Origin of the sequence: Candidatus Sodalis pierantonius str. SOPE (assembly GCF_000517405.1) — a bacterium.
GTDB classification, from domain to species: domain Bacteria; phylum Pseudomonadota; class Gammaproteobacteria; order Enterobacterales; family Enterobacteriaceae; genus Sodalis_C; species Sodalis_C pierantonii.
Genome location: NZ_CP006568.1, coordinates 450546 through 476110 on the forward strand (window position 1 = coordinate 450546; position 25565 = coordinate 476110).

Here is a 25565-nt window from a genome sequence, read left to right on the forward strand (position 1 = left end):
TAACAGCCAGCTATGCTTCTTTGCCATATCAGGACATCGACTGTAATCAGTTTTAAGTCGGTTGGCTATACCAGGAGCGTAACCACGCCGTGTGGCGAATTAACGTCTGAGCGAAGGAACCAGAATGATACCTGATGCCTAGAAAAGAAAGTAGACTGCCAGCGGCGCTCAGTGGCTGAAACGGCCATGTCCCGGGTAAAAACGCTTCAGGGCGGTCATCTTAGGGCCTGTCATCAATTGAATGTTCCATAAGCACTTTATATTTAATAAAATATGGCAAAATGCCTTTTGAGCATTTTGCAGGCTTTGTTGAATAAATCGAACTTTTAGGTGACTGGCGGCTCTGATCACTACATTCGTTTCAACATCAGGTCCCCATGGCAAAGCAAAAGTTTAAAATCACCAACTGGCCCGCATACAACAATGCGCTCAGGCAGCGGGGGGACATGACAGTATGGCTTGATGAGTCAGCCATTGCTGCATGGACTGAAAGTACACCACCTGAACATCGTGGCCGGCCGCTTCACTACACCGATATGGCCATTACCACGGTTCTGATGATAAAGCGCGTGTTTAACCTTTCGCTCCGGGCGTTACAGGGTTTCGTTGACGCGATTTTTAAACTGATGGGGCTGGTCGCTGCGCTGCCCAGATTACTCTCTGGTCAGCCGGCGAGCAAAAACCGTCGACATCAGCATAAAAACGCCAACCCGCGGCGAAATCTCACACCTGGTCATCGATGGCACCGGCCTGAAAATCTTCGGCGAAGGTGAATGGAAAGTCAGGCAGCATGGGGCTGAGAGGCGCAGAGTATGGCGCAAGCTTCATCTGGCAGTAGATAGCGCGACACATGAAATTATCTGTGCCGATTTATCGCTAAGCGGTGCGACAGATGCGCAGGCGCTGCCCGGGCTGATTAACCAAACCCACCGGAAAATCAGGGAAGCGTCGGCTGACAGTGCTTACGATACGCGTTACTGTCATGATGCTCTGCTGAGGAAAAAAATAAAGCCGCTTATCCCACCACGAAGTGGTGCGCAATATTGGCCAGCTCGATACCATGAGCGTAACCATGCGGTGGCAAATCAGCATCTGAGCGGCAATAACGATACCTGGAAAAAGAAAGTAGGTTATCACCGGCGTTCACTGGCTGAAACGGCCATGTTCCGGTTTAAAACACTTCTGGGTGGTCATCTGAGTCTGCATGACTATGACGCGCAGGTAGGTGAGGCTATGGCAATGGTCAAAGCGCTTAACCGGATCACGCTGTTAGACCCTGTACACGATTCTGTGTAAATGCCTTTTCTCAGAAGTGACCGTCCAGGCGGTCACCGAACTCGATAATAAAGCGGCTCATTGCCATGCGCCAGTCTCTCAAAGGCATTGTCCATTTCTGTGAGGCCGCCTGTATCGCCAGCCACACCACCTTTTTCACTGCGTCGTCGGTCGGGAACACCTTGCGCTTTTTGATGGCATGCCGGATCACGCTGTTTAACGACTCGATGGCGTTGGTCGTGTAGATCACCTTGCGGATGTCCGTTGGGTAGGCAAAGAACGTGGCCAGATTGGCCCAGTTTGCCTGCCAGCTTCGACTTATTTGCGGGTAGCGGATGTCCCAGGCACTGGAGAACGCTTCCAGCGCCTGCAAGCCGGCTTCTTCCGTAGGGGCCTGATAGATAGGCTTTCAGATCGCGGGTGACGGCCTTGTAGTCCTTCCAGGAGACGAACCGCAGGCTGTTGCGCACCATATGCACGATACACAGCTGGAGCCGCGCCTCCGGATACACCGCGTTAATAGCGTCAGGGAAACCTTTCAGCCCGTCTACGCAGGCGATAAGGATATCGTTCAGGCCGCGGTTTTTCAGCTCTGTCAGCACGTTCAGCCAGAACTTTGCGCCTTCATTTTCGGCCAGCCACATACCTAGCAACTCTTTCTGGCCTTCGATGTTGATGCCCAGCGCCAGGAACACAGATTTGTTGATGATGCAGCTGTCCTGCCGGACTTTTAGAACGATACAGTCAAGATAAACAATGGGATAGACTGCATCCAGAGGCCGGTTTTGCCATTCGACAACCTGCTCCATGACCGCATCGGTGACCTTTGAGACCAGCGCCGGCGAGACATCGGCGTCATACAGCTCTTTGAACGCGGCGGCGATCTCGCGGGTGTTCATCCCTTTGGCGTATAACGATAAAATCTGGTTATCCATCCCGGTAATCCGGGTCTGGTTCTTCTTCACCAGTTGCGGTTCAAAGGAACCGTCACGATCGCGCGGAGTACGCAGCGCCAGCGGGCCATCGCCAGTGGTAACGGTTTTTGTGGAATAGCCGTTGCGGGCGTTGGTCCCCGGTTTAGGCTGATTTTTATCGTAGCCGAGGTGATGGGTCATTTCGGCATTGAGAGCTGCTTCGACGCTGATTTTTTTCAGCAGCCGATCGAAGTGACTGAGATCTTCAGGGGTTTTGAGATTTTTGGCCAGTTCGTTAGCCAGAGCCTGCAACTGTTTTTCGTCCATAAATTAACCTGTTTTTGATGTTGGATTGAACATATCAAAATCAGGCAAATACACAAATTTCTAAACAGGCTCTATTATGGGGGCTTTGTCCAAGGCAGAGCTTATGGCTACTTTTTCTATGCTCTCCGATACAGAGAAAGAGCGTCTTATGCGGTTCTATGACCAAATCAAAAAGGGGGCTCGTGAGGAGGGTGAAGTAGCATCAGAAGATAGCCTAACAAGCGAACGCAAAAGGGCCGTTTAAAAAAACATACATTCCTTATTTACATTTAGCAATGAAATTGTTAATGAAAAATTTTTAAACGGCTTTCAAACTTATCCAAACTACAATCAATCCAGTCCAAAATATAGTGCAAAAAAAATCATTTTCCGCTCATTTTTTTGCGACGAGTCCAGAATCGATAAAATTTCTGTAAGCCGCGCCAGTAAAGGACTTTCGGCTAACCCATCGTTCCCCTTGATAGTCCAGAAATGCTTGCCACCCCACATGCCTGCTGGGGCTTTTGACCATTCAGTTTTCAAGGCGTCATATGGACGGTCACGATATGATGAAACTGGTTGACTGGGCGCAGGCGATTGTGACGTTTCACGGTCATGCATCTGACCATCTGGACGGCGTGGAGTGGGTATATCGCGTGCACTTGGTGTTGGGTATGACGCTATTTCTGGTTTTCCCTTTCACCCGGCTGGTGCATGTATGGAGCGCGCCGGTGGGGTATTTAACCCGGCGTTATCAGATTGTGCGTTCGCGTCGTTAACCTCGCATACTCGGCCAGAGGGCGAGGCATTGCCGGCACCGTGCCTGGCCGCGATTGTCAAGCATCGACGGCGTCCTTTTTGCGCAGCGGCCTCTCTGTGCCTGCTTACGGCCTTCCCTGACCCGTTGAGCGGCCTTAAACGGTGCCGAGCGCCGTTATTGGCGCTGTAGCGACCAGTAGGTGAGGAGATGCAGGCTGGCGGAATAATAATCTTCATTGTTCTGCAAACGGTCGGTTACCTGAGCGCCGTTGGCCAATATGACGTCTCGTATGGCCAGCATGCCCGGCGGTAGCATGTAGTCGGCTTTTTCGCCGCTTTGCACGTCAACCCAGGCCGGCGTACTAAGTCTGTCGTACTGACGCCAATAGGCGATATAAGGCCCCAAGGCCTGGCTGTCCGGCTGCGCCCAATGGAAGTAAAGCGGAATACGCACCGCGTCGAAACTGAACCGCGCCGGCCAGCGATCGCCGGGCGCTACGCCGCCGTTCGCGTCCAGACGCACCCAGTCGGTGGGCAGCCGTGGCGCGCCGAAACTCATTTTGCTCAATAATTGCCGGGCGTCGCTGCTGAGTTCATTCCAAATCGGCAGATGACTCTCTTGATAAAACGCCTGCCAGGCGGGAAAAATAAAGTAGGAGGGGTTAAGGGTCAGCGCGTCGGCCTGCTTAAAGCCCTCCACGCCGGGCAGCAACACTTTGAGGCCGGCGAACTCCACCACGGTGCGCTGCACAATCGCCTGCTGTAGCGCCTTAGAGGCCTGTAGGTAGTCGGGCTGTCGCCATTTTTGCCCTGCTTGCAGCAGTGCCCAGGCAATCAGCGTATCGCCGTCGGTAGCGTTATTGCGATCCGCCACTGGCGGGGTGCTGGCGGGATCAAAGCGCCAGGCCTTTAGGCCGCTATTCTGCTGGTACAAATGCGCCCGGGTCCACTGCTAGAGCAAATCGAATGTCGGCCGGTCGTTATTGTAAACCGCCAACAGCATGCCGAAGCCCTGTCCTTCCGAATGGCTGACGTTATGATTGCCGGTATCGATAATCCGGCCCTCCGGCAGCAAAAAGCGGTGTTTATATTGCGCCCAGCCGGCGGATTCAGCACGGGCGTCGCCGGCCAACAGCGTTAGCGTGAGACCGAGCAGACAGGTTAATTGACCGAAACGTTTCATCACACTATTACATCCTTAGCGACTGTTTTCATAGCGAAAGGTCATTTCGCCACCGGCGCTGTCCTGCTGCCAGCGCAGCGCGACGTGCCGCTGCCCGCCCTGATCTAACAGCCAGCGCGCATAGGCGCCTTCCAGAACGGCCGCCAGACCGGTTCGCTTTGCCCGGCGGGCGTGGCGCGGTGGCTTCGGGCGTCAGGCGGACATAGCCCCAGTGAAAGCAAGACCAAAGCCGATTCAGTCCGTCCTCCAACTCGCCCACCGTGGCGGCGGCAGGCTGCGGGAAACGGCAGGCCAACTGCTCCCCCACCAGATTCAGAAACTGACGCTTGTCCTCATCGCCGGCGTTATCGCTGATGCCCGCTATAAGCAGACCCACCAGATCCTGTCAGCCGGGCTGAGTTTGCCGCTGGCGGTAGTAGTCCAGCGTCGTGGATGTCTGCAGATCTTCCTGCTTCATTATTGGCCACCTAAAAGATATTTTAAAAACAACTGCGCCGAACCTTCGGAATAATCGCCAAAAGTGTCATAACTTAACTGCCCGCCGACGCTCATTTGCGGGTTGATTTTATAGACCCCTTTAGCATGGACGTTATAGCCGACGCCATATTCGCTACTGCCGCTGTAATAGGCGTCATCGGCATAGCCATTGGCCACCAGGGACGCCATTTCCGCCTGCATGTCGGGGTCGTGGGGATAATAGTCGCTCTTATCCTGATTATAGGATTGATAGCCGATAACGCCGCCCAACGTCAGATTCCAGTCGTCGAAGGTCTGGATGTAGTCAACTGGCAGCGAGAGGCTGATGTAGTTTTGCGGGCTGAAGTAGCCGCCCTGGCCATAGCTGAAATAGCTCAGATTGCGATCAAACGCCATCCAGGTCAGGTTTACTCCGCTGCGCAGTTCGCGGCCGTCGGCGCGATAGGGACGGAAATAGACCCCCGACGAGGCGTTGATACCGGTGTTGCTTTTGACGTTGTCGCCCAGATAGCTGTAAGCGCCCAAACCGGCATACAGGCCAATGTCGCCATCGTCATAGGCGTACTGCACGCTGCCGCCGTTGCGCGTTACCTGGCCCCAATGTTTCCCGCTAATTGCGTCGCGCGCGCCGACGTAGGCCAGCAGACTGTCCGTGACCGCCCGCCGTTCGGCGCGGAAGGTCAACTGGCTGAAGTTCGACAGCCGGGGCGACCATTCGACGCCGCCCACCCAGGAGGCCATATCGTTATCGGTTCCGAGCGGCGTCGACCCCACGTCGACTTTGTAGCGTTCGCCCTTTAACGCCAGATTGACCTCGGTCCCCGTCGCTTTCTGCGCGCCGGAAGAATCGGCGACGTAATCGCCGCTGTTGATGCTATCGCTGGTGGACGTATTGGTCGTGGTGCTGGTGGCGCCATCGGATCCGGTGGTGGTGGATGTCGTGGTGGTAGAGGTTGTCGCGCCCGCGGCGGCGTTGGCGACCCGCTGGCCCTGCTGTAGCGCGCCGGTGCCGAAACGATTATTGGCGAAGCCGGAAGAGCTGCCCGCATCCAGAGAAACGGGTGTCACCGTTAGGCTAAGCCGGGCGTTATCGACCGGCGAGCCGGAAATCGTCAGCGGGGCTTTGACTTCGGTCAGATTGCTCAGGCCGTTTTCGCCGTCGCGGCTGCGCACCGCCACTTCGCCCTCCGCCCAAGTGGCGGTTTTCTCTCGGACCTGGTTCATCAGATCGTTGATTTGGGTCAGCGTCCGGGTCTCCGGCGTAGTGGTCGGCGTCGTCGCGCGGCTATCGTCGCCAAAAGGATTATCGGCGCTTTGCAGACCGCCGACCAGCGACACCGCGCCGTTGTCGGTGTCGGTGTCGGCCATGCCGATGATCCGGCCTTTGGCGGAGCGCAGCAGCGCCATGGCCTGGTCGTGATCCCCTTGCGCCTCGGCCACGCGCGCTTCCAGGATCAAGCGGTCCACCGATCGGGGCCCTTGCATGCCGTCGAGCAATTGCCGGGCGCGCGCGATGTCGCCCTGGGCCAGAGCCGTATTGACCGCGCCTTCCCGCGCGTCGGTATTTTGCGGTTCGCGCGTCAGGACATAATTGTAGATCTTCGCCGCCTGAGCATTCATCTTACCGCTCTGATAAAGGCGCGCCATCGCCAGCATCAGCCCGGTATCCTGCGGGTCGTTTTGCAGCGCGACGATCAATTTATCGTAAGCGGCGGCATATTGACCGCGTTCGCGCAGCGTATCCGCTTGATTAATCACCGCGCCTTGACGCAGGCGGCTTAGCTCAGCCGGTGTACTGGCGGCGACAATCGCGGGGTTATTGAGGAAGGCGGCGGCTTCATCGGTCAGCCCCGTCTGGTTCAATACGCCGATTTGCGCGGCGTAATCGCCGATGCCGCCGTGGATCGGCTGGCGCAGGTTGGTACGTACCAGCGAGACCTCAGTGGTGTTATCCCCCAGCGTTTGCAGACACTGCGCCAGATCGCGCACGGCGCGGTTGCGGCGGCCCTCCGGGATCCAGGCCAGCCATTGGGCGGCGGTGGCCATACGCCCGGTTTCGCTGGCAAGCAGCGCCGCGGTATACAGATTGTCCACCGGCGCGCCACGCTGGGCAATCGCGCTCATCAGCCCCTGCGCGCGGGCGCTGTCACCCTGTTGTTGCAGAATACGCACCATATCCAGCCGCACCCAGACATTGGTCGGCTGTTTTTGTAGCGCCTTATTCAGTCGCGCCAGCTCCTGCTGCGTATTACCCGCCTGTAACGCCTGCTGTGCCTGCCTGCGCAGCGGATCCACGCTATTGCCGGCCATTTCGCGCGGGCGTTCATCGGCGGGCAGGGTTTGCAGCAACTGTTGAGCGTTGCGGGGCTTATTTTCCTGGCGCAGCGTGTAATACAGACCCAGCCTGGCATCCTTGTTCTGTGCGTCGCGGCTGAGGATAGTACGATAGGTCTGCTCCGCGCCGCTGAGATCGTTTTGCTGGAAATGCTGCCATAGGGCGCTATCGCCGGGATGGCGCTGGATATAGCGGTCATAGTCCGCCTTGTCGGCGGCCTGCGGCCGGGCGGAGGGAATGCCGGCCAGGGTGTCATAGTATTCCACCGCCAAACTGTCCGGCGGCGCGGCATCCCGGAACAGCACGCGGTAGCTTGCCACCGCCTGCGCGGCACTGCCGCTGGCCGCCAACCGGCGGGCGTTGTCCAACTGCTCAGGGGGGATGGCCTGTACGGCGTTGGCGCTGTCCAGGCTCCCCAGGCGCGTATCGTTGGGGGAAACTGCCGTTAAGCGGGCGCGCCATCTCGCCGCCTGCGCCTGATTGCCGTCTTGCAGCGCATAGAGCGCCAGCAGGTAAAGGGCATCGGCATTATTCTCGTCCACCGCCAATACTTTTTGCAGCGATTCCCGTGCCAGATCGTCATGGCTTTTATCGTGCCAATAGGCGGCCTGCTGCAACAGGGCGTTAATCGCCGGACTGTTGTCGGCGGCGCACCAGGAGGCAAAGATTGGTTTAGCGACCCGTTTCATAACCGATACCCATAGAACCCACTCCGCAATGCCTCATTTACTGATCCTGATGAGGGTTGGCGCTGTTGGCCAGCCGTTTGGCGGCATGGCGAGCCAGCAGAAGATAAACACCGCTGCCGACCAGCAGGGCACATAACAGCCCGCACAGCGCGAGCAGGATGATGTGCTGATTGGCGTACCACAGCACCCGCATGTACCAGGGCATTTCACCGCGCGGGAACAGCGCGCCGACGCTAAAGCTGCGTACGCCATTCTCGTTATTAATCACCGCCACATCGCCGAGAATGCCGGTGGCATTGCCGGCGCGGGCCGCCATCGCCATCAGCGTGGCGATTTGGCCGGCAGCAGCATCACCGTCTGGGAAAAGTCGGCCATACGGGTAAAAGGAAACGAGGCGCCCACATAATAGGAAAGATTCGGCAGCAGGCCGAAATGATAGGTGCGGCTCAAATCAATATACGAGTCCGGATCGATGCGGCTTTTAATGGTATTGCTGGTGAGCAGGCTAGGGGGCATTCGGCTTCGGCCGCAAAGAGAAATAGAATTGCATCTGGTTATCGCCATAAATCAGATAGGGCGCCAGTTGCAAGGTATAGCGTTCCTGACGGGAGTCGCCGCCCAGCTTACGCCACAACCCTTTTAGCAGGCCGCGCTTGTTCACCGGCAGGCTGTAAAGGAAGGTGCCGTTGAGGGTGACATCCAGTTTGGAGTGATCTTCATCGATTCCGCTGTCGGCGGGAAAGCGGTAACCAACGTAGACCGGAATGTGGTCGCCGTCCCACATAAACAGATCCGGCGCGGCGCGAAAGCCAATGCGGATGCCGTCGTGATACAGCCCGCTGGCGGTCAGTGATTGGATGTCCTGCGTCAGTTCCTTCAGATAGACCGGGCGACTGGTGTCTATCCAGCGCGGCGCGTCATAAGGCTGGCGTTCAGGTATGGCTTGCTCCTGCACCTGGATGACATCCTGTTTTGCCGGCAGCGGCGTCGAAATCAACTGCCACGCGGCCTGGCGCAGCTCGGCGCCGTTGCGTCCCACCACCAGCAGCAGTTTATACACCGGATTTTGCGGATTATTGATGACCTGCAGCGTCGGGCCCGTTACCTGCGGCAGGGTCAGCGTGCCGATTTTGTCCTCCGGTTCGCCGAACAGGATGCCGTTTTGCGCCGGCAGCGCGTCGAGCAATACGGCGAAATCGACGCTGCGGTAGCTGGAATGCAGGCCAAAATAGGAGGCCAACATACTGGCGGCTTCCACCGCATCCGGTTTTAGAGTCCGGGAAAACAGGAAGGCCAGCGAGGAGCCTTTCATCGATTGCGGATCAAAGAGCGGACGGGGAAAATGAGATAAATCCCTACCGATATCAAGGAGTTGGCTGCTTAACTGCATATGGGTGTCGGGCAGGAGGGTTACCCAATATTTGTCGGTCAGATCCCGCTCGCAGGTAAGCGTATTATCATCGCTGACGCTGAAGCTTAGATTGTTTTTCCCCACCACCATCGCCGACGGGACGTCCAGCCGATAGACGTTATTGCCGCTCGCCGTTTGATTTAGGCGGATATCGCCCAGATCTTGGCCGTTGAGCATCAAGCGCAGGCGGGTATCCCGCGCCGCCAGCGCCGGCGACACTTTCAGCGCCAAAGAGAGATGGGCGTTGGTGACTACCTGATTTTGCGCCAGGGTGAAGATAATCCCCGATTGCAACTGACCGCCGCTGAGGGTCAGGCCGTTGGGCTGGCCCATTTCCTCGATGCTAATGGTTTCATCATCAATCGGATTCATCGGCGCCAGGGGAAAGCCGGCCGGCAGCGGTGGCAAACGGTAAAGCGGCGCGGCGCTATCCTGGTCGGCACCGTTGGCCGGCGTCGCGGCCGCGGCCACCGATGCCGACAACAGCGCCGCCGCCAGAGAAACCATCATCCTGAAATGACATGACATATGTTTGATTCCGCCTGTCCTTATGCCGTCTCACCTGGCCCGGCGGACCGGGCGTGCTTTTTCTTCTGACCGCGTTCTTTCCAAGTGTTATAGAACAACTCGAATACGCAGCGCACAATGCTGGCAAATGAGCGCAAAGGACGATCGCGCTGGTAGGGGAGCGCCAGCCAGGCATCGGCGCGCGCCATCACCACCCGTACCAGCTCGCGCCGCTTATCCAGAGGCATCTCTTTAAACATGAGCCGAATCACGTCCGGGCCGGTGTGGATCACGCTGACCGGAATGCAGACGCTTCCTGATTGCAGCCGTAGCTCCACCTCTTCAAGCGTGTCGTGAAGATAGCGATCGTCCGGAGTCACCAATTTCACGCCGCCCATGGAGAGATCCCGCGTTTCGCTGACCACGGAGATGCCGCTGGCGTAATGAATGATGGCCGGAATCGTCACTTCGACGCAGATGGTTTTGCGCACCTGGCGCGTTTCTTTGGCCACCGCGATGGCCGCCAGCAAAATAATAACGCTGAGCTTCGCCCACACGACGTTGAACACGATGACGCGCGGGTCGACGTTGAAATAGTCATACATGACCGCCCGCGCTATCCCCGCGATAATGCCCAGCACCAGCAAACAGGCCACGATGATATGCGGGCGCACGATGTGGGCGTCGAAAAACCCCTCATCTAACAAGCCACCCTTATCCGTCACGTTAAATTTGCCATGCTTGGGGGAGATGAGGGTCAACAGGGTCGGAATGATCAAATGAAACGCCATCACCGTTTCGTAAATCTCACCCCAGAAGGTGTAACGGTAACGGCCGTTCATGCGTGAATTCAGCCAGATGGCCATAAACAGATGTGGTAGCACATAGGCGAAAATCGTACTGGCCGACGAGGCGATAATATTCTGGTTGAAAAGGAGATACGCCAGCGGCACGGTTAAAAATACCACCCGCGACAGGCCGTATTGAAAATACAGCATGGCGTTGAGATAGCACAATCGCTGTTGCCACTTCAGTCCGCGGCCGAATAGCGGGTTATCCATGCGCAAGATTTGTGTCATGCCGCGCGCCCAGCGGATACGCTGGATGACATGCAGCCCCAGTCGTTCGGTGGCCAGGCCGGCCGCCAGCGGGATCGCCAAGAAGGCCGAATTCCAGCCCTTACGCTGTAGTTTGAGCTCGGTATGGGAATCTTCGGTGACGGTCTCCACCGCAAAGCCGTGGGTTTCCTCCAGCGCCGTCCGGCGAATTACCGCGCAGGAGCCGCAGAAGAAGGTCGCGTTCCAGTTATCGTTGCCCTGCTGCACCGGTCCGTAAAACAGCGCGCCCTCATTCGGGTTATGCCGCGCCGCCGAGAGATTGCGCTCGAACGGGTCGGGAGAATAAAAATAGTGCGGCGTTTGCAGCAGCGCCAGCCGCGGGTCAATGAGAAAACTGCCGACGGTGGCTTGCAGGAAACCGCGCGTCGCGACGTGGTCGCAGTCAAACACGCTTTGTTGAATAAATCCGAAATTTGTGACGACTTCCTCCCTATCAGGGCGATTGTTACATGATGCGGACGCTGTTTGGCATTCCTAACAACGTGATCCGGTTAAGCGCTTTGACCATTGCCATAGCCTCACCTACCTGCGCGTCATAGTCATGCAGACTCAGATGACCACCCAGAAGTATTTTAAACCGGAACATGGCCGTTTCAGCCAGTGAACGCCGGTGATAACCTACTTTCTTTTTCCAGGTATCGTTATTGCCGCTCAGATGCTGATTTGCCACCGCATGGTTACGCTCATGGTATCGAGCTGGCCAATATTGCGCACCACTTCGCGGTGGGATAAGCGGCTTTATTTTTTTCCTCAGCAGAGCATCATGACAGTAACGCGTATCGTAAGCACTGTCAGCCGACGCTTCCCTGATTTTCCGGTGGGTTTGGTTAATCAGCCCGGGCAGCGCCTGCGCATCTGTCGTACCGCTTAGCGATAAATCGGCACAGATAATTTCATGTGTCGCGCTATCTACTGCCAGATGAAGCTTGCGCCATACTCTGCGCCTCTCAGCCCCATGCTGTCTGACTTTCCATTCGCCTTCGCCGAAGATTTTCAGGCCGGTGCCATCGATGACCAGGTGTGAGATTTCGCCGCGGGTTGGCGTTTTTATGCTGATGTCGACGGTTTTTGCTCGCCGGCTGACCAGAGAGTAATCTGGGCAGCGCAGCGACAGCCCCATCAGTTTAAAAATCGAGTCAACGAAACCCTGTAACGCCCGGAGCGAAAGGTTAAACACGCGCTTTATCATCAGAACCGTGGTAATGGCCATATCGGTGTAGTGAAGCGGCCGGCCACGATGTTCAGGTGGTGTACTCTCAGTCCATGCAGCAATGGCTGACTCATCAAGCCATACTGTCAGGTCCCCCCGCTGCCTGAGCGCATTGTTATATGCGGGCCAGTTGGTGATTTTAAACTTTTGCTTTGCCATGGGGACCTGATGTTGAAACGAATGTAGTGATCAGAGCCGCCAGTCACCTAAAAGTTCGATTTATTCAACAAAGCCAGTCAAACACGCAAATCAGTTCGCCCCGGGTCAGGGTCAGGGCATGGTTAAGGTTGCCCGCTTTTGCGTGTTTATTATCGTCGCGGGTGATATAGCCTACGCCGGCGTCGGCGGCAAACACCGCAAATTCGCTACGCTTGCCATCATCGAGAATATAGATACGCATTTTATCGCGCGGGTAATCAATGCATTGCGCCGCCAATACGCTTTGTTGAATAAATCCGAAATTTGTGACGACTTCCTCCCTATCAGGGCGATTGTTACATGATGCGAACGCTGTTTGGCATTCCTAACAACGTGATCCGATTAAGCGCTTTGACCATTGCCATAGCCTCACCTACCTGCGCGTCATAGTCATGCAGACTCAGATGACCACCCAGAAGTGTTTTAAACCGGAACATGGCCGTTTCAGCCAGTGAACGTCGGTGATAACCTACTTTCTTTTTCCAGGTATCGTTATTGCCGCTCAGATGCTGATTTGCCACCGCATGGTTACGCTCATGGTATCGAGCTGGCCAATATTGCGCACCACTTCGCGGTGGGATAAGCGGCTTTATTTTTTTCCTCAGCAGAGCATCATGACAGTAACGCGTATCGTAAGCACTGTCAGCCGACGCTTCCCTGATTTTCCGGTGGGTTTGGTTAATCAGCCCGGGCAGCGCCTGCGCATCTGTCGTACCGCTTAGCGATAAATCGGCACAGATAATTTCATGTGTCGCGCTATCTACTGCCAGATGAAGCTTGCGCCATACTCTGCGCCTCTCAGCCCCATGCTGCCTGACTTTCCATTCGCCTTCGCCGAAGATTTTCAGGCCGGTGCCATCGATGACCAGGTGTGAGATTTCGCCGCGGGTTGGCGTTTTTATGCTGATGTCGACGGTTTTTGCTCGCCGGCTGACCAGAGAGTAATCTGGGCAGCGCAGCGACAGCCCCATCAGTTTAAAAATCGCGTCAACGAAACCCTGTAACGCCCGGAGCGAAAGGTTAAACACGCGCTTTATCATCAGAACCGTGGTAATGGCCATATCGGTGTAGTGAAGCGGCCGGCCACGATGTTCAGGGGGTGTACTCTCAGTCCATGCAGCAATGGCTGACTCATCAAGCCATACTGTCATGTCCCCCCGCTGCCTGAGCGCATTGTTGTATGCGGGCCAGTTGGTGATTTTAAACTTTTGCTTTGCCATGGGGACCTGATGTTGAAACGAATGTAGTGATCAGAGCCGCCAGTCACCTAAAAGTTCGATTTATTCAACAAAGCCCCTACAACGTTGCACTGTTCATCAAAAAAAGGATTTATATCAAAAACATAAGGCTGGATGCAGTTTTCTCTGCCGAATGCTGATGTAACAACTAACGATAGCGAAACGTTCTTGTCCATCACTATTTTATCATAATGTTTAAACTCATCCTCGCTTTGTTGAATAAATCCGAAATTTGTGACGACTTCCTTCCTATCAGGGCGATTGTTACATGATGCGGACGCTGTTTGGCATTCCTAACAGTGTGATCCGGTTGAGTGCTTTAACCATTGCCATTGCCTCACCTACCTGCGCGTCATAGTCATGCAGACTCAGATGACCACCCAGAAGTGTTTTAAACCGGAACATGGCCGTTTCAGCCAGTGAACGCCGGTGATAACCTACTTTCTTTTTCCAGGTATCGTTATTGCCGCTCAGATGCTGATTTGCCACCGCATGGTTACGCTCATGGTATCGAGCTGGCCAATATTGCGCACCACTTCGCGGTGGGATAAGCGGCTTTATTTTTTTCCTCAGCAGAGCATCATGACAGTAACGCGTATCGTAAGCACTGTCAGCCGACGCTTCCCTGATTTTCCGGTGGGTTTGGTTAATCAGCCCGGGCAGCGCCTGCGCATCTGTCGTACCGCTTAGCGATAAATCGGCACAGATAATTTCATGTGTCGCGCTATCTACTGCCAGATGAAGCTTGCGCCATACTCTGCGCCTCTCAGCCCCATGCTGCCTGACTTTCCATTCGCCTTCGCCGAAGATTTTCAGGCCGGTGCCATCGATGACCAGGTGTGAGATTTCGCCGCGGGTTGGCGTTTTTATGCTGATGTCGACGGTTTTTGCTCGCCGGCTGACCAGAGAGTAATCTGGGCAGCGCAGCGACAGCCCCATCAGTTTAAAAATCGAGTCAACGAAACCCTGTAACGCCCGGAGCGAAAGGTTAAACACGCGCTTTATCATCAGAACCGTGGTAATGGCCATATCGGTGTAGTGAAGCGGCCGGCCACGATGTTCAGGTGGTGTACTCTCAGTCCATGCAGCAATGGCTGACTCATCAAGCCATACTGTCAGGTCCCCCCGCTGCCTGAGCGCATTGTTATATGCGGGCCAGTTGGTAATTTTAAACTTTTGCTTTGCCATGGGGACCTGATGTTGAAACGAATGTAGTGATCATAGCCGCCAGTCACCTAAAAGTTCGATTTATTCAACAAAGCCTGTGTCACGCTATCTACTGCCAGATGAAGCTTGCGCCATACTCTGCGCCTCTCAGCCCCATGCTGCCTGACTTTCCATTCGCCTTCGCCGAAGACTTTCAGGCCGGTGCCATCGATGACCAGGTGTGAGATTTCGCCGCGGGTTGGCGTTTTTATGCTGATGTCGACGGTTTTTGCTCGCCGGCTGACCAGAGAGTAATCTGGGCAGCGCAGCGACAGCCCCATCAGTTTAAAAATCGAGTCAACGAAACCCTGTAACGCCCGGAGCGAAAGGTTAAACACGCGCTTTATCATCAGAACCGTGGTAATGGCCATATCGGTGTAGTGAAGCGGCCGGCCACGATGTTCAGGTGGTGTACTCTCAGTCCATGCAGCAATGGCTGACTCATCAAGCCATACTGTCAGGTCCCCCCGCTGCCTGAGCGCATTGTTATATGCGGGCCAGTTGGTAATTTTAAACTTTTGCTTTGCCATGGGGACCTGATGTTGAAACGAATGTAGTGATCAGAGCCGCCAGTCACCTAAAAGTTCGATTTATTCAACAAAGCCTTTGAGGGGGATACATAGACCACTCATCAAACATCACCCTTGAGAATTAAGCATACTATTAAGGAGTGGTCAGTATTGACGGCAGCGGGATAAAATTACATCATTGAATTTCCCTTATTGACATGGCGAAGATTGCATGTTAATCGGATCGGCTTACCTAGGTGGATCATGCAGATGCCTAATTTATCGAGAAACACTACTGTTGGCAGTTTTTAATAACCTTACTAAAGTAATGCGAAGCGTGTTGCCATGAGAGCCATCATCGTCAGCCAAATTTTCAGTGGTTAACTTCGCACTCCCTGGACGCCCATATTCATAGACCAAAGTGGTCTAAAATGCGAGTCTTTTTAGATGCTTTTATACTTAAGCTTGAGCCTGATGCGTCAAGGCTCAAGCCAACGAAACCGTTTTATTTCCTAAGTGCGGATTTTATGTTCATCAATAACCTATGCCAGCCGCAAAAATAGAATTCACAGAAGGGATCCCATATTTGAGATACACGCCCACGGTACTGCCTAAAGCGCAGGAAATAATAGTGACTGAATGAGTGATTGGCATTGATACGTCATTAGGTAGTTTGCCCAGTTTACGTGATCTCTCCAGATGATGTCGGCTAGTACGTAAAATATAATAGTCAACTAATATTACACCCGCGATGGGAGGGAAAATTAAACCAAGCGCCATCAAGAAGGGAATGAAAGCATCCAAAACGCCTGACAATGACAATAATGTGCCGAGCAAGCCTATCAGCAACGTTATGGCTGTATAATTGAATCTCTTACCGGTCAGCATTTCAAGAAAGCCAATGATGTTAATAGAGGCGGAGTATAAATTGGTGTCATTAACCTTGATGGCGGATAATATAACTGTAAGAACGCCAATCCAACCCGCCGTATGAATCATGATGAGCCTGTTTAGAAAGTTGTGTATTTGCCTGATTTTGATATGTTCAATCCAACATCAAAAACAGGTTAATTTATGGACGAAAAACAGTTGCAGGCTCTGGCTAACGAACTGGCCAAAAATCTCAAAACCCCTGAAGATCTCAGTCACTTCGAATCGGCTGCTGAAAAAAATTAGCGTCGAAGCATCTCTCAATGCCGAAATGACCCATCACCTCGGCTACGATAAAAATCAGCCTAAACCGGGGACCAACGCCCGTAACGGCTATTCCACAAAAACCGTTACCACTGGCGATGGCCCGCTGGCGCTGCGTACTCCGCGCGATCGTGACGGTTCCTTTGAACCGCAACTGGTGAAGAAGAACCAGACCCGGATTACCGGGATGGATAACCAGATTTTATCGTTGTACGCCAAAGGGATGACCACCCGCGAGATCGCCGCCGCGTTCAAAGAGCTGTATGACGCCGATGTCTCGCCGGCGCTGGTCTCAAAGGTCACCGATGCGGTCATGGAGCAGGTTGTCGAATGGCAAAACCGGCCTCTGGATGCAGTCTATCCCATTGTTTATCTTGACTGTATCGTTCTAAAAGTCCGGCAGGACAGCCGCATCATCAACAAATCTGTGTTCCTGGCGCTGGGCATCAACATCGAAGGCCAGAAAGAGTTGCTAGGTATGTGGCTGGCCGAAAATGAAGGCGCAAAGTTCTGGCTGAACGTGCTGACAGAGCTGAAAAACCGCGGCCTGAACGATATCCTTATCGCCTGCGTAGACGGGCTGAAAGGTTTCCCTGACGCTATTAACGCGGTGTATCCGGAGGCGCGGCTCCAGCTGTGTATCGTACATATGGTGCGCAACAGCCTGCGGTTCGTCTCCTGGAAGGACTACAAGGCCGTCACCCGCGACCTGAAAGCTATCTATCAGGCCCCTACGGAAGAAGCCGGCTTGCAGGCGCTGGAAGCGTTCTCCAGTGCCTGGGACATCCGCTACCCGCAAATAAGTCGAAGCTGGCAGGCAAACTGGGCCAATCTGGCCACGTTCTTTGCCTACCCAACGGACATCCGCAAGGTGATCTACACGACCAACGCCATCGAGTCGTTAAACAGCGTGATCCGGCATGCCATCAAAAAGCGCAAGGTGTTCCCGACCGACGACGCAGTGAAAAAGGTGGTGTGGCTGGCGATACAGGCGGCCTCACAGAAATGGACAATGCCTTTGAGGGACTGGCGCATGGCAATGAGCCGCTTTATTATCGAGTTCGGTGACCGCCTGGACGGTCACTTCTGAGAAAAGGCATTTACACAGAATCGTGTACAGGGTCATCATGATCTCTACAACATTCGAGGTACCCAACGCATGAGCGACTAATATAGCTATTCCATTGATAAAGAATTCACCGATAATCACCGAGGACATTATCATCCAAAATAGGTGTTTACCGTTTTTACAATATCGGCTTGTATCAGGTGTAATCAAGGCGCCTACGATAGGCTTTGTTGAATAAATCGAACTTTTAGGTGACTGGCGGCTCTGATCACTACATTCGTTTCAACATCAGGTCCCCATGGCAAAGCAAAAGTTTAAAATCACCAACTGGCCCGCATACAACAATGCGCTCAGGCAGCGGGGGGACATGACAGTATGGCTTGATGAGTCAGCCATTGCTGCATGGACTGAGAGTACACCACCTGAACATCGTGGCCGGCCGCTTCACTACACCGATATGGCCATTACCACGGTTCTGATGATAAAGCGCGTGTTTAACCTTTCGCTCCGGGCGTTACAGGGTTTCGTTGACGAGATTTTTAAACTGATGGAGCTGTCGCTGCGCTGCCCAGATTACTCTCTGGTCAGCCGGCGAGCAAAAACCGTTGACATCAGCATAAAAACGCCAACCCGCGGCGAAATCTCACACTTGGTCATCGATGGCACCGGCCTGAAAATCTTCGGCGAAGGCGAATGGAAAGTCAGGCAGCATGGGGCTGAGAGGCGCAGAGTATGGCGCAAGCTTCATCTGGCAGTAGATAGCGCGACACATGAAATTATCTGTGCCGATTTATCGCTAAGCGGTACGACAGATGCGCAGGCACTGCCCGGGCTGATTAACCAAACCCACCGGAAAATCAGGGAAGCGTAGGCTGACAGTGCTTACGATACGCGTTACTGTCATGATGCTCTGCTGAGGAAAAAAATAAAGCCGCTTATCCCACCGCGAAGTGGTGCGCAATATTGGCCAGCTCGATACCATGAGCGTAACCATGCGGTGGCAAATCAGCATCTGAGCGGCAATAACGATACCTGGAAAAAGAAAGTAGGTTATCACCGGCGTTCACTGGCTGAAACGGCCATGTTCCGGTTTAAAACACTTCTGGGTGGTCATCTGAGTCTGCATGACTATGACGCGCAGGTAGGTGAGGCAATGGCAATGGTTAAAGCGCTTAACCAGATCACACTGTTAGGAATGCCAAACAGCGTCCGCATCATGTAACAATCGCCCTGATAGGGAGGAAGTCGTCACAAATTTCGGATTTATTCAACAAAGCGTCACCGAGGTTGATGCGAGCATTTTGCAGACGGTCGACAAGGATACTCTCATTGAAGGGGAGTGGATGTATCGAGACGGAAAAATCCAGCCGCGAATTTACAGTGCTGAAGAACACCGCGAAGCGGCAGCCATGCTGAAAGAAGAAAAGCAGCGACAGGCTGAGAACAAAATAGCCCCGCTGGCACGTGCTGTTCGACTAGGTATATCAACGGATAAAGGGCTTTGTTGAATAAATGAGCCTGTTTAGAAATTTGTGTATTTGCCTGATTTTGATATGTTCAATCCAACATCAAAAACAGGTTAATTTATGGACGAAAAACAGTTGCAGGCTCTGGCTAACGAACTGGCCAAAAATCTCAAAACCCCTGAAGATCTCAGTCACTTCGATCGGCTGCTGAAAAAAATCAGCGTCGAAGCAGCTCTCAATGCCGAAATGACCCATCACCTCGGCTACGATAAAAATCAGCCTAAACCGGGGACCAACGCCCGCAACGGCTATTCCACAAAAACCGTTACCACTGGCGATGGCCCGCTGGCGCTGCGTACTCCGCGCGATCGTGACGGTTCCTTTGAACCGCAACTGGTGAAGAAGAACCAGACCCGGATTACCGGGATGGATAACCAGATTTTATCGTTGTACGCCAAAGGGATGACCACCCGCGAGATCGCCGCCGCGTTCAAAGAGCTGTATGACGCCGATGTCTCGCCGGCGCTGGTCTCAAAGGTCACCGATGCGGTCATGGAGCAGGTTGTCGAATGGCAAAACCGGCCTCTGGATGCAGTCTATCCCATTGTTTATCTTGACTGTATCGTTCTAAAAGTCCGGCAGGACAGCCGCATCATCAACAAATCTGTGTTCCTGGCGCTGGGCATCAACATCGAAGGCCAGAAAGAGTTGCTAGGTATGTGGCTGGCCGAAAATGAAGGCGCAAAGTTCTGGCTGAACGTGCTGACAGAGCTGAAAAACCGCGGCCTGAACGATATCCTTATCGCCTGCGTAGACGGGCTGAAAGGTTTCCCTGACGCTATTAACGCGGTGTATCCGGAGGCGCGGCTCCAGCTGTGTATCGTACATATGGTGCGCAACAGCCTGCGGTTCGTCTCCTGGAAGGACTACAAGGCCGTCACCCGCGACCTGAAAGCTATCTATCAGGCCCCTACGGAAGAAGCCGGCTTGCAGGCGCTGGAAGCGTTCTCCAGTGCCTGGGACATCCGCTACCCGCAAATAAGTCGAAGCTGGCAGGCAAACTGGGCCAATCTGGCCACGTTCTTTGCCTACCCAACGGACATCCGCAAGGTGATCTACACGACCAACGCCATCGAGTCGTTAAACAGCGTGATCCGGCATGCCATCAAAAAGCGCAAGGTGTTCCCGACCGACGACGCAGTGAAAAAGGTGGTGTGGCTGGCGATACAGGCGGCCTCACAGAAATGGACAATGCCTTTGAGGGACTGGCGCATGGCAATGAGCCGCTTTATTATCGAGTTCGGTGACCGCCTGGACGGTCACTTCTGAGAAAAGGCATTTACACAGAATCGTGTACAGGGTCGAATAAATCGAACTTTTAGGTGACTGGCGGCTCTGATCACTACATTCGTTTCAACATCAGGTCCCCATGGCAAAGCAAAAGTTTAAAATCACCAACTGGCCCGCATACAACAATGCGCTCAGGCAGCGGGGGGACCTGACAGTATGGCTTGATGAGTCAGCCATTGCTGCATGGACTGAGAGTACACCACCTGAACATCGTGGCCGGCCGCTTCACTACACCGATATGGCCATTACCACGGTTCTGATGATAAAGCGCGTGTTTAACCTTTCGCTCCGGGCGTTACAGGGTTTCGTTGACTCAATTTTTAAACTGATGGGGCTGTCGCTGCGCTGCCCAGATTACTCTCTGGTCAGCCGGCGAGCAAAAACCGTCGACATCAGCATAAAAACACCAACCCGCGGCGAAATCTCACACCTGGTCATCGATGGCACCGGCCTGAAAGTCTTCGGCGAAGGCGAATGGAAAGTCAGGCAGCATGGGGCTGAGAGGCGCAGAGTATGGCGCAAGCTTCATCTGGCAGTAGATAGCGTGACACATGAAATTATCTGTGCCGATTTATCGCTAAGCGGTACGACAGATGCGCAGGCGCTGCCCGGGCTGATTAACCAAACCCACCGGAAAATCAGGGAAGCGTCGGCTGACAGTGCTTACGATACGCGTTACTGTCATGATGCTCTGCTGAGGAAAAAAATAAAGCCGCTTATCCCACCGCGAAGTGGTGCGCAATATTGGCCAGCTCGATACCATGAGCGTAACCATGCGGTGGCAAATCAGCATCTGAGCGGCAATAACGATACCTGGAAAAAGAAAGTAGGTTATCACCGGCGTTCACTGGCTGAAACGGCCATGTTCCGGTTTAAAACACTTCTGGGTGGTCATCTGAGTCTGCATGACTATGACGCGCAGGTAGGTGAGGCTATGGCAATGGTCAAAGCGCTTAACCGGATCACGCTGTTAGGAATGCCAAACAGCGTCCGCATCATGTAACAATCACCCTGATAGGGAGGAAGTCGTCACAAATTTCGGATTTATTCAACAAAGCACAGCTGAGCCGCCTTTTGGCATAGCAGAGAGGCTAAATATGCATGTGCTAACCAGCATCTGTTGTCTTGGGTTTTCATTGTCTCCTATGGGCATTTTTCTTGAGATTTTTCCGCAGGAGGTGGTAGCGCTTAAATTGGCACAGTGGGTCAGTTTTGGAGCAGCAGTGACACAGAAAAATGAATAGCGATATTTATACTCTACGGCTCTGTTTGTATCTGCATATTTCTGCATGAGTGATAATTATTTTGACGATCAATAACCAATAATTGATCGGTAAAACTTATATTTATATGTAGAAACTATATTGATGAATACACCAATCATACCATGGGTGGGAGGAAAGCGAAGGCTGGCTAAACATATTTTACCGTGCTTTCCTGCGCACAAATTTTACGTTGAACCATTCTGTGGAGGAGCTGCGCTGTTTTTCAGCAAGGATCCATCCACAGTCGAAGTGTTGAACGATATCAACGGGGATTTGATAAACCTCTATCGGGTAGTCAAGTACCATTTGGAGGAATTCGTCCACCAGTTCAAGTGGGCCTTGAGCAGCAGGCAGCTGTTTGATTGGCTGAAAGAAATACCTCCGCAAACGCTGATCGATATACAGCGAGCCGCCCGCTTTTACTGTCTTCAGCAGCTCACATTTGGTGGCAAAGTGAGCGGGCAGAACTTTGGTACTTCGGCTGTGCGATCACAGTCATTGACGAAGAACAGCTATCACAGGCTCACCTGCGTTTATCCCATGCAACCATAAAGCATCTTGGGTGGCAGGCTTGTATTGAAAAATATGATAGGCCACACTCATTGTTCTATCTTGATCCACCTTACTGGAAGACTCAAGGCTATGGCACAGCGTTTGGCCTGGAGCAATACAGCATCATTGATAGCCTTGCTCATTCAATAGCAGGAAGAATGGTGATTTCAGTTAATGATATCCCAGAAATGAGGCTCATCTTCAAAAACCTTCATATCGACGTTGTTGACCTAAAATACTCATTAGGCAAGAACCGTCATAGTAGACGCGAGTTGGTCATTCGTAATTTCGCCTGATTTCCTGTTTGCAAACAATTCTGGACTGTCCAAAATAGCCATTTTTTAGGGGTTATGGGAGTCCAGAATTGTTTGCAAATTAGTCCAGAATTGATTGCATCGCTACATATCGCGGCAAAGGCTCCGCCTTCCGGGTATACGCGTAGAGGTTTCACGCCTACGTGTGCGCCGCTCCCCCATGGGTACAGGCACAAGCGTCTGCTGAGTTCTGGCACAGGCGACTGCTGGACAGGCATCTGCTGGATTCAAGCACAGGCATCTGCGGGCCGCCTCCGCTTGCACCCGGGGCGGGAGCGAGAGACCCGTAGGGGGCTAGCCAATCCCAGAACGCGATTGGCAAAATCGTTCGGCCCGGCTTGGCCAGCTTGCGGCGACGAAGTCGGCTGACAGTCCCGTCGCGGCTTACTGCGTTGTACCATCAGTTTTGGTACCGTCGGGCGATCCGGTGCCGGTGGTACCGGTTTCTACTTTCTTATTGACGTCCGGGCAACGGCCGTCTTTACACATGGTATTTTTATGCTGCTCGGTTTTATTCAGACCGGAAGCATCGGTACCGGTGGTGGTGCCGATGGTATTAGTGTTAGTGCTGCTATTATTGATATCCTTATTATCAACGCTATTGGGTGCGTTGTTTTGCAGTTCAGGCACGCCGCCGTCGCTACCACCCGCGTTAGATCCCGTGTCGGGTGCCGCCAGTACCGCGCCACTCCCGAGCGTCATAGCCGTGGTAAGAAAAAGCATTGCCATTTTTTTGCTGATGTTCGTCTGCATAGTTTTTCCTCTTAACCCGTTTTGATAAAGCCCCGCAGGTAAAAACCTGTTGGAGAGAGAATGTCGAGACGCAGAGCATCCCGCTGCGAAAAAAAATGAAAGCCTGCGCTAACCGGAGTTAAGTGCCGGTTATCTTTGGCTTATCATAAATTAAGCATAGTAAAGAATTAGCCAATATCAAATTTATTGGCTTTTAATAACGCTTTGTGGATTTATAGCCTGCACCACAAGGGATAGATTGGATCGCCTTTTTTAATTTTGTCGTCGTGCCTGGAGCTAAGCAGATTTAACATGAATTACCAAAATGATGATTTACGCATTACCGAGATCAACGAGTTGCTGCCGCCGGTAGCATTATTGGAGAAATATCCGGCGACGGACCGCGCTGCGAGCACCGTTTCCGCCGCACGTTCGGCTGTTCACAAGATCCTCAAAGGTAATGATGATCGTCTACTGGTAGTGATTGGCCCTGTTCGATTCACGATCCGCAAGCCGCTCTTGAATATGCCGGACGCCTGCTTAAACTGCGCGAAAGCCTGAGCGGCGAGCTGGAGGTGGTCATGCGGGTGTACTTTGAGAAACCGCGCACCACGGTCGGCTGGAAAGGGCTAATCAACGATCCCCACATGGACGGCAGTTTCCAAATCAACGAGGGTCTGCGTATCGCGCGCCGTTTATTGTTGGCGATTAACGACAGCGGCCTGCCCGCGGCGGGCGAGTTCCTCGATATGATCACCCCGCAATATCTGGCTGATTTGATGGGCTGGGGCGCCATCGGCGCCCGCACCACCGAATCTCAGGTGCACCGTGAGCTGGCTTCCGGGCTTTCCTGCCCGGTGGGTTTCAAAAACGGCACCGACGGCACCATTAAAGTTGCTATTGACGCCATCAATGCCGCCGGCGCGCCGCACTGCTTTTTGTCGGTCACCAAATGGGGCCATTCCGCTATCGTCAACACCAGCGGCAACGCCGGCTGTCATATCATTTCGCGCGGCGGCCGCGAGCCCAACTACAGCACCCATCACGTGCAGGCCGTGAAGGAAGGGCTCACCAAGGCTGGGCTGCCGGCGCTGGTGATGATCGATTGCAGTCACGCCAACAGCAGCAAACAGTTTAAAAAGCAAATGATCGTGGCGGAAGATGTCTGTGAACAGTTAGCTGCGGGTGAAACCGGTATTATCGGGGTGATGGTGGAAAGTCATCTGGTGGAAGGAAACCAGGGCGCCGAGCCGGGTGCGCTGGTGTATGGCCAGAACGTGACGGACGCCTGCATCGGTTGGGATGATACCGAAAACATGCTGAAGCAGCTTGCGCAGGCGGTGCGCGCGCGACGGCAGAAATAAAAAAACCGCGCCGGACCTCCCCAATAAGGGCGGCGTCGTCTTGGCGCCCTCAGCGGGGCGCGTCGGTTATTTCGCTTTACCCTGATTAGCGACCACGGCGGCCTTGGCGGCGATCTCGTCAGCGTTGCCGAGGTAGTAGTGCTTAATCGGCTTCATATTGTCGTCGAATTCGTACACTAGCGGTACGCCGGTCGGGATGTTCAGTTCCAGAATCTCTTCTTCGTTCAGATTGTCCAGGAATTTCACCATGGCGCGAATGGAGTTGCCGTGGGCGGCGATAATGATCCGTTCACCGCTCTTCATGCGAGGCAGAATCGTTTCGTTCCAGTAAGGAATCACGCGATCGATGGTTAACGCCAGGCTTTCGGTGGTGGGCAGTTCGGCGGCGGTCAAGTTGGAATAACGCGCATCGTGTCCCGGGAAGCGCTCGTCCTCTCGGGTCAGTTCCGGCGGGGTGATCGCAAAACCGCGACGCCACTGTTTTACCTGTTCATCACCGTATTTTTCCGCGGTTTCGGCTTTATTAAGTCCCTGCAGCGCACCGTAATGGCGCTCGTTCAGACGCCAGGATTTTTCCACCGGCAGCCAGGGCTGATCCAGTTCGTCCAGGACGCCCCACAGGGTGTGAATGGCGCGCTTCAGTACAGAGGTATAGGCGAAATCAAACACATAGCCTTCCGCTTTCAGTACCTGGCCCGCTTGCTTCGCTTCGGTGCGGCCCTTGTCAGACAGGTCAACATCGGTCCAACCGGTGAAACGGTTTTCATTGTTCCACTGGCTTTCGCCGTGACGTATCAGAACCAGTTTAGTTACAGCCATTACGCGACTCCTCAACGTCCTAAGATTTTCATGATAACTCCACGCATTATATAGCCTGCTTATATCAGGCGGCAACCGCCAGGGGGCCGACAGCAGGAATAAATT

Annotated in this window: 11 protein-coding genes and 14 pseudogenes; 10 read left to right on the forward strand and 15 right to left on the reverse strand. The window is 53.7% G+C overall.

Features of this window, described 5'->3' with window-relative positions:
* The first annotated feature begins 377 nt into the window (after positions 1-377).
* Positions 378-1296, forward strand: a pseudogene (locus tag SOPEG_RS23870) (IS5-like element ISSoEn1 family transposase).
* Between the two features lie 10 nt (positions 1297-1306).
* On the opposite strand, the pseudogene SOPEG_RS02370 reads toward SOPEG_RS23870, so the two are convergent.
* A pseudogene (locus tag SOPEG_RS02370) lies at positions 1307-2516 on the reverse strand (IS256-like element ISSoEn2 family transposase).
* 76 nt (positions 2517-2592) lie between these two features.
* Here SOPEG_RS02370 and SOPEG_RS28170 point away from each other — a divergent pair.
* Positions 2593-2760: a hypothetical protein gene (locus SOPEG_RS28170; RefSeq protein WP_158382320.1), complete on the forward strand. Its 168-nt coding sequence runs from the start codon at positions 2593-2595 to the stop codon at positions 2758-2760.
* A gap of 244 nt (positions 2761-3004) precedes the next feature.
* Positions 3005-3274 (forward strand): annotated as a pseudogene (gene narI / locus SOPEG_RS02375) (respiratory nitrate reductase subunit gamma); the annotation flags it as partial.
* 155 nt (positions 3275-3429) lie between these two features.
* Here the strand turns inward: narI and SOPEG_RS02380 are convergent.
* The 11 genes and pseudogenes from SOPEG_RS02380 to SOPEG_RS02430 all read right to left on the reverse strand — a co-directional run bounded on the left by SOPEG_RS02380 (position 3430) and on the right by SOPEG_RS02430 (position 16334).
* Positions 3430-4437 (reverse strand): annotated as a pseudogene (locus SOPEG_RS02380) (glycosyl hydrolase family 8).
* A 28-nt stretch (positions 4438-4465) separates the two neighbouring features.
* Entirely contained in the window at positions 4466-4813 is a 348-nt protein-coding gene (gene bcsD / locus SOPEG_RS30725; protein ID WP_051419392.1) for a cellulose biosynthesis protein BcsD, read from the reverse strand.
* Between the two features lie 80 nt (positions 4814-4893).
* Positions 4894-7938, reverse strand: coding sequence for a cellulose synthase subunit BcsC-related outer membrane protein (locus tag SOPEG_RS02390; RefSeq protein ID WP_025244174.1), 3045 nt, complete (start codon positions 7936-7938; stop codon positions 4894-4896).
* A gap of 37 nt (positions 7939-7975) precedes the next feature.
* Positions 7976-9859, reverse strand: a pseudogene (locus tag SOPEG_RS02395) (cellulose biosynthesis cyclic di-GMP-binding regulatory protein BcsB).
* A gap of 38 nt (positions 9860-9897) precedes the next feature.
* A pseudogene (locus tag SOPEG_RS02400) lies at positions 9898-11364 on the reverse strand (glycosyltransferase family 2 protein); the annotation flags it as partial.
* A gap of 55 nt (positions 11365-11419) precedes the next feature.
* Complete coding sequence (locus SOPEG_RS02405) at positions 11420-12343, reverse strand: IS5-like element ISSoEn1 family transposase (protein ID WP_025243834.1); 924 nt, start codon at positions 12341-12343, stop codon at positions 11420-11422.
* Between the two features lie 76 nt (positions 12344-12419).
* Positions 12420-12635: pseudogene (locus SOPEG_RS02410) on the reverse strand (glycosyltransferase); the annotation flags it as partial.
* Positions 12636-12678: 43 nt separating this feature from the next.
* Complete coding sequence (locus SOPEG_RS02415) at positions 12679-13602, reverse strand: IS5-like element ISSoEn1 family transposase (RefSeq protein WP_025243926.1); 924 nt, start codon at positions 13600-13602, stop codon at positions 12679-12681.
* A 282-nt stretch (positions 13603-13884) separates the two neighbouring features.
* Complete coding sequence (locus SOPEG_RS02420) at positions 13885-14808, reverse strand: IS5-like element ISSoEn1 family transposase (RefSeq protein WP_025244151.1); 924 nt, start codon at positions 14806-14808, stop codon at positions 13885-13887.
* A 65-nt stretch (positions 14809-14873) separates the two neighbouring features.
* Positions 14874-15356: pseudogene (locus tag SOPEG_RS02425) on the reverse strand (IS5 family transposase); the annotation flags it as partial.
* 513 nt (positions 15357-15869) lie between these two features.
* Entirely contained in the window at positions 15870-16334 is a 465-nt protein-coding gene (locus SOPEG_RS02430; protein WP_025244178.1) for a cytosine permease, read from the reverse strand.
* A gap of 75 nt (positions 16335-16409) precedes the next feature.
* Between SOPEG_RS02430 and SOPEG_RS02435 the strand changes: the two are divergent.
* A pseudogene (locus tag SOPEG_RS02435) lies at positions 16410-17619 on the forward strand (IS256-like element ISSoEn2 family transposase).
* Between the two features lie 33 nt (positions 17620-17652).
* Here the strand turns inward: SOPEG_RS02435 and SOPEG_RS29075 are convergent.
* A pseudogene (locus SOPEG_RS29075) lies at positions 17653-17820 on the reverse strand (cytosine permease); the annotation flags it as partial.
* A 76-nt stretch (positions 17821-17896) separates the two neighbouring features.
* Here SOPEG_RS29075 and SOPEG_RS23880 point away from each other — a divergent pair.
* The 5 genes and pseudogenes from SOPEG_RS23880 (at position 17897) to SOPEG_RS02465 (ending at position 22527) form a co-directional block, all read left to right on the forward strand.
* Positions 17897-18820, forward strand: a pseudogene (locus SOPEG_RS23880) (IS5-like element ISSoEn1 family transposase).
* Positions 18821-18851: 31 nt separating this feature from the next.
* Positions 18852-19106, forward strand: a pseudogene (locus SOPEG_RS02450) (tail fiber assembly protein); the annotation flags it as partial.
* A 78-nt stretch (positions 19107-19184) separates the two neighbouring features.
* Complete coding sequence (locus SOPEG_RS02455; protein ID WP_025244030.1) at positions 19185-20393, forward strand: IS256-like element ISSoEn2 family transposase; 1209 nt, start codon at positions 19185-19187, stop codon at positions 20391-20393.
* Positions 20394-20493: 100 nt separating this feature from the next.
* Positions 20494-21417, forward strand: coding sequence for an IS5-like element ISSoEn1 family transposase (locus tag SOPEG_RS02460; protein WP_025243865.1), 924 nt, complete (start codon positions 20494-20496; stop codon positions 21415-21417).
* A 364-nt stretch (positions 21418-21781) separates the two neighbouring features.
* A pseudogene (locus SOPEG_RS02465) lies at positions 21782-22527 on the forward strand (DNA adenine methylase).
* Between the two features lie 402 nt (positions 22528-22929).
* Here SOPEG_RS02465 and SOPEG_RS02470 read toward each other — a convergent pair.
* The gene (locus tag SOPEG_RS02470) at positions 22930-23298 is read right to left on the reverse strand and encodes a YbgS-like family protein (RefSeq protein ID WP_038468103.1); all 369 of its coding nucleotides are present in this window, start codon (positions 23296-23298) and stop codon (positions 22930-22932) included.
* A gap of 291 nt (positions 23299-23589) precedes the next feature.
* On the opposite strand from SOPEG_RS02470, the pseudogene aroG reads away from it, so the two are divergent.
* Positions 23590-24641: pseudogene (aroG, locus tag SOPEG_RS02475) on the forward strand (3-deoxy-7-phosphoheptulonate synthase AroG).
* A 66-nt stretch (positions 24642-24707) separates the two neighbouring features.
* Here aroG and gpmA read toward each other — a convergent pair.
* The gene (gene gpmA / locus SOPEG_RS02480) at positions 24708-25460 is read right to left on the reverse strand and encodes a 2,3-diphosphoglycerate-dependent phosphoglycerate mutase (protein WP_025244183.1); all 753 of its coding nucleotides are present in this window, start codon (positions 25458-25460) and stop codon (positions 24708-24710) included.
* Positions 25461-25565: the final 105 nt, after the last annotated feature.

Excerpts from the sequence above, each read along its gene's own strand:
- SOPEG_RS28170 (WP_158382320.1), top strand. The coding sequence starts at position 2,593 with ATGGGGGCTTTGTCCAAGGCAGAGCTTATGGCTACTTTTTCTATGCTC.
- SOPEG_RS02390 (WP_025244174.1), bottom strand. The coding sequence starts at position 7,938 with ATGAAACGGGTCGCTAAACCAATCTTTGCCTCCTGGTGCGCCGCCGAC.
- SOPEG_RS02405 (WP_025243834.1), bottom strand. The coding sequence starts at position 12,343 with ATGGCAAAGCAAAAGTTTAAAATCACCAACTGGCCCGCATATAACAAT.
- SOPEG_RS02415 (WP_025243926.1), bottom strand. The coding sequence starts at position 13,602 with ATGGCAAAGCAAAAGTTTAAAATCACCAACTGGCCCGCATACAACAAT.
- SOPEG_RS02420 (WP_025244151.1), bottom strand. The coding sequence starts at position 14,808 with ATGGCAAAGCAAAAGTTTAAAATTACCAACTGGCCCGCATATAACAAT.
- SOPEG_RS02430 (WP_025244178.1), bottom strand. The coding sequence starts at position 16,334 with ATGATTCATACGGCGGGTTGGATTGGCGTTCTTACAGTTATATTATCC.
- SOPEG_RS02455 (WP_025244030.1), top strand. The coding sequence starts at position 19,185 with ATGGACGAAAAACAGTTGCAGGCTCTGGCTAACGAACTGGCCAAAAAT.
- SOPEG_RS02460 (WP_025243865.1), top strand. The coding sequence starts at position 20,494 with ATGGCAAAGCAAAAGTTTAAAATCACCAACTGGCCCGCATACAACAAT.
- SOPEG_RS02470 (WP_038468103.1), bottom strand. The coding sequence starts at position 23,298 with ATGCAGACGAACATCAGCAAAAAAATGGCAATGCTTTTTCTTACCACG.
- gpmA (WP_025244183.1), bottom strand. The coding sequence starts at position 25,460 with ATGGCTGTAACTAAACTGGTTCTGATACGTCACGGCGAAAGCCAGTGG.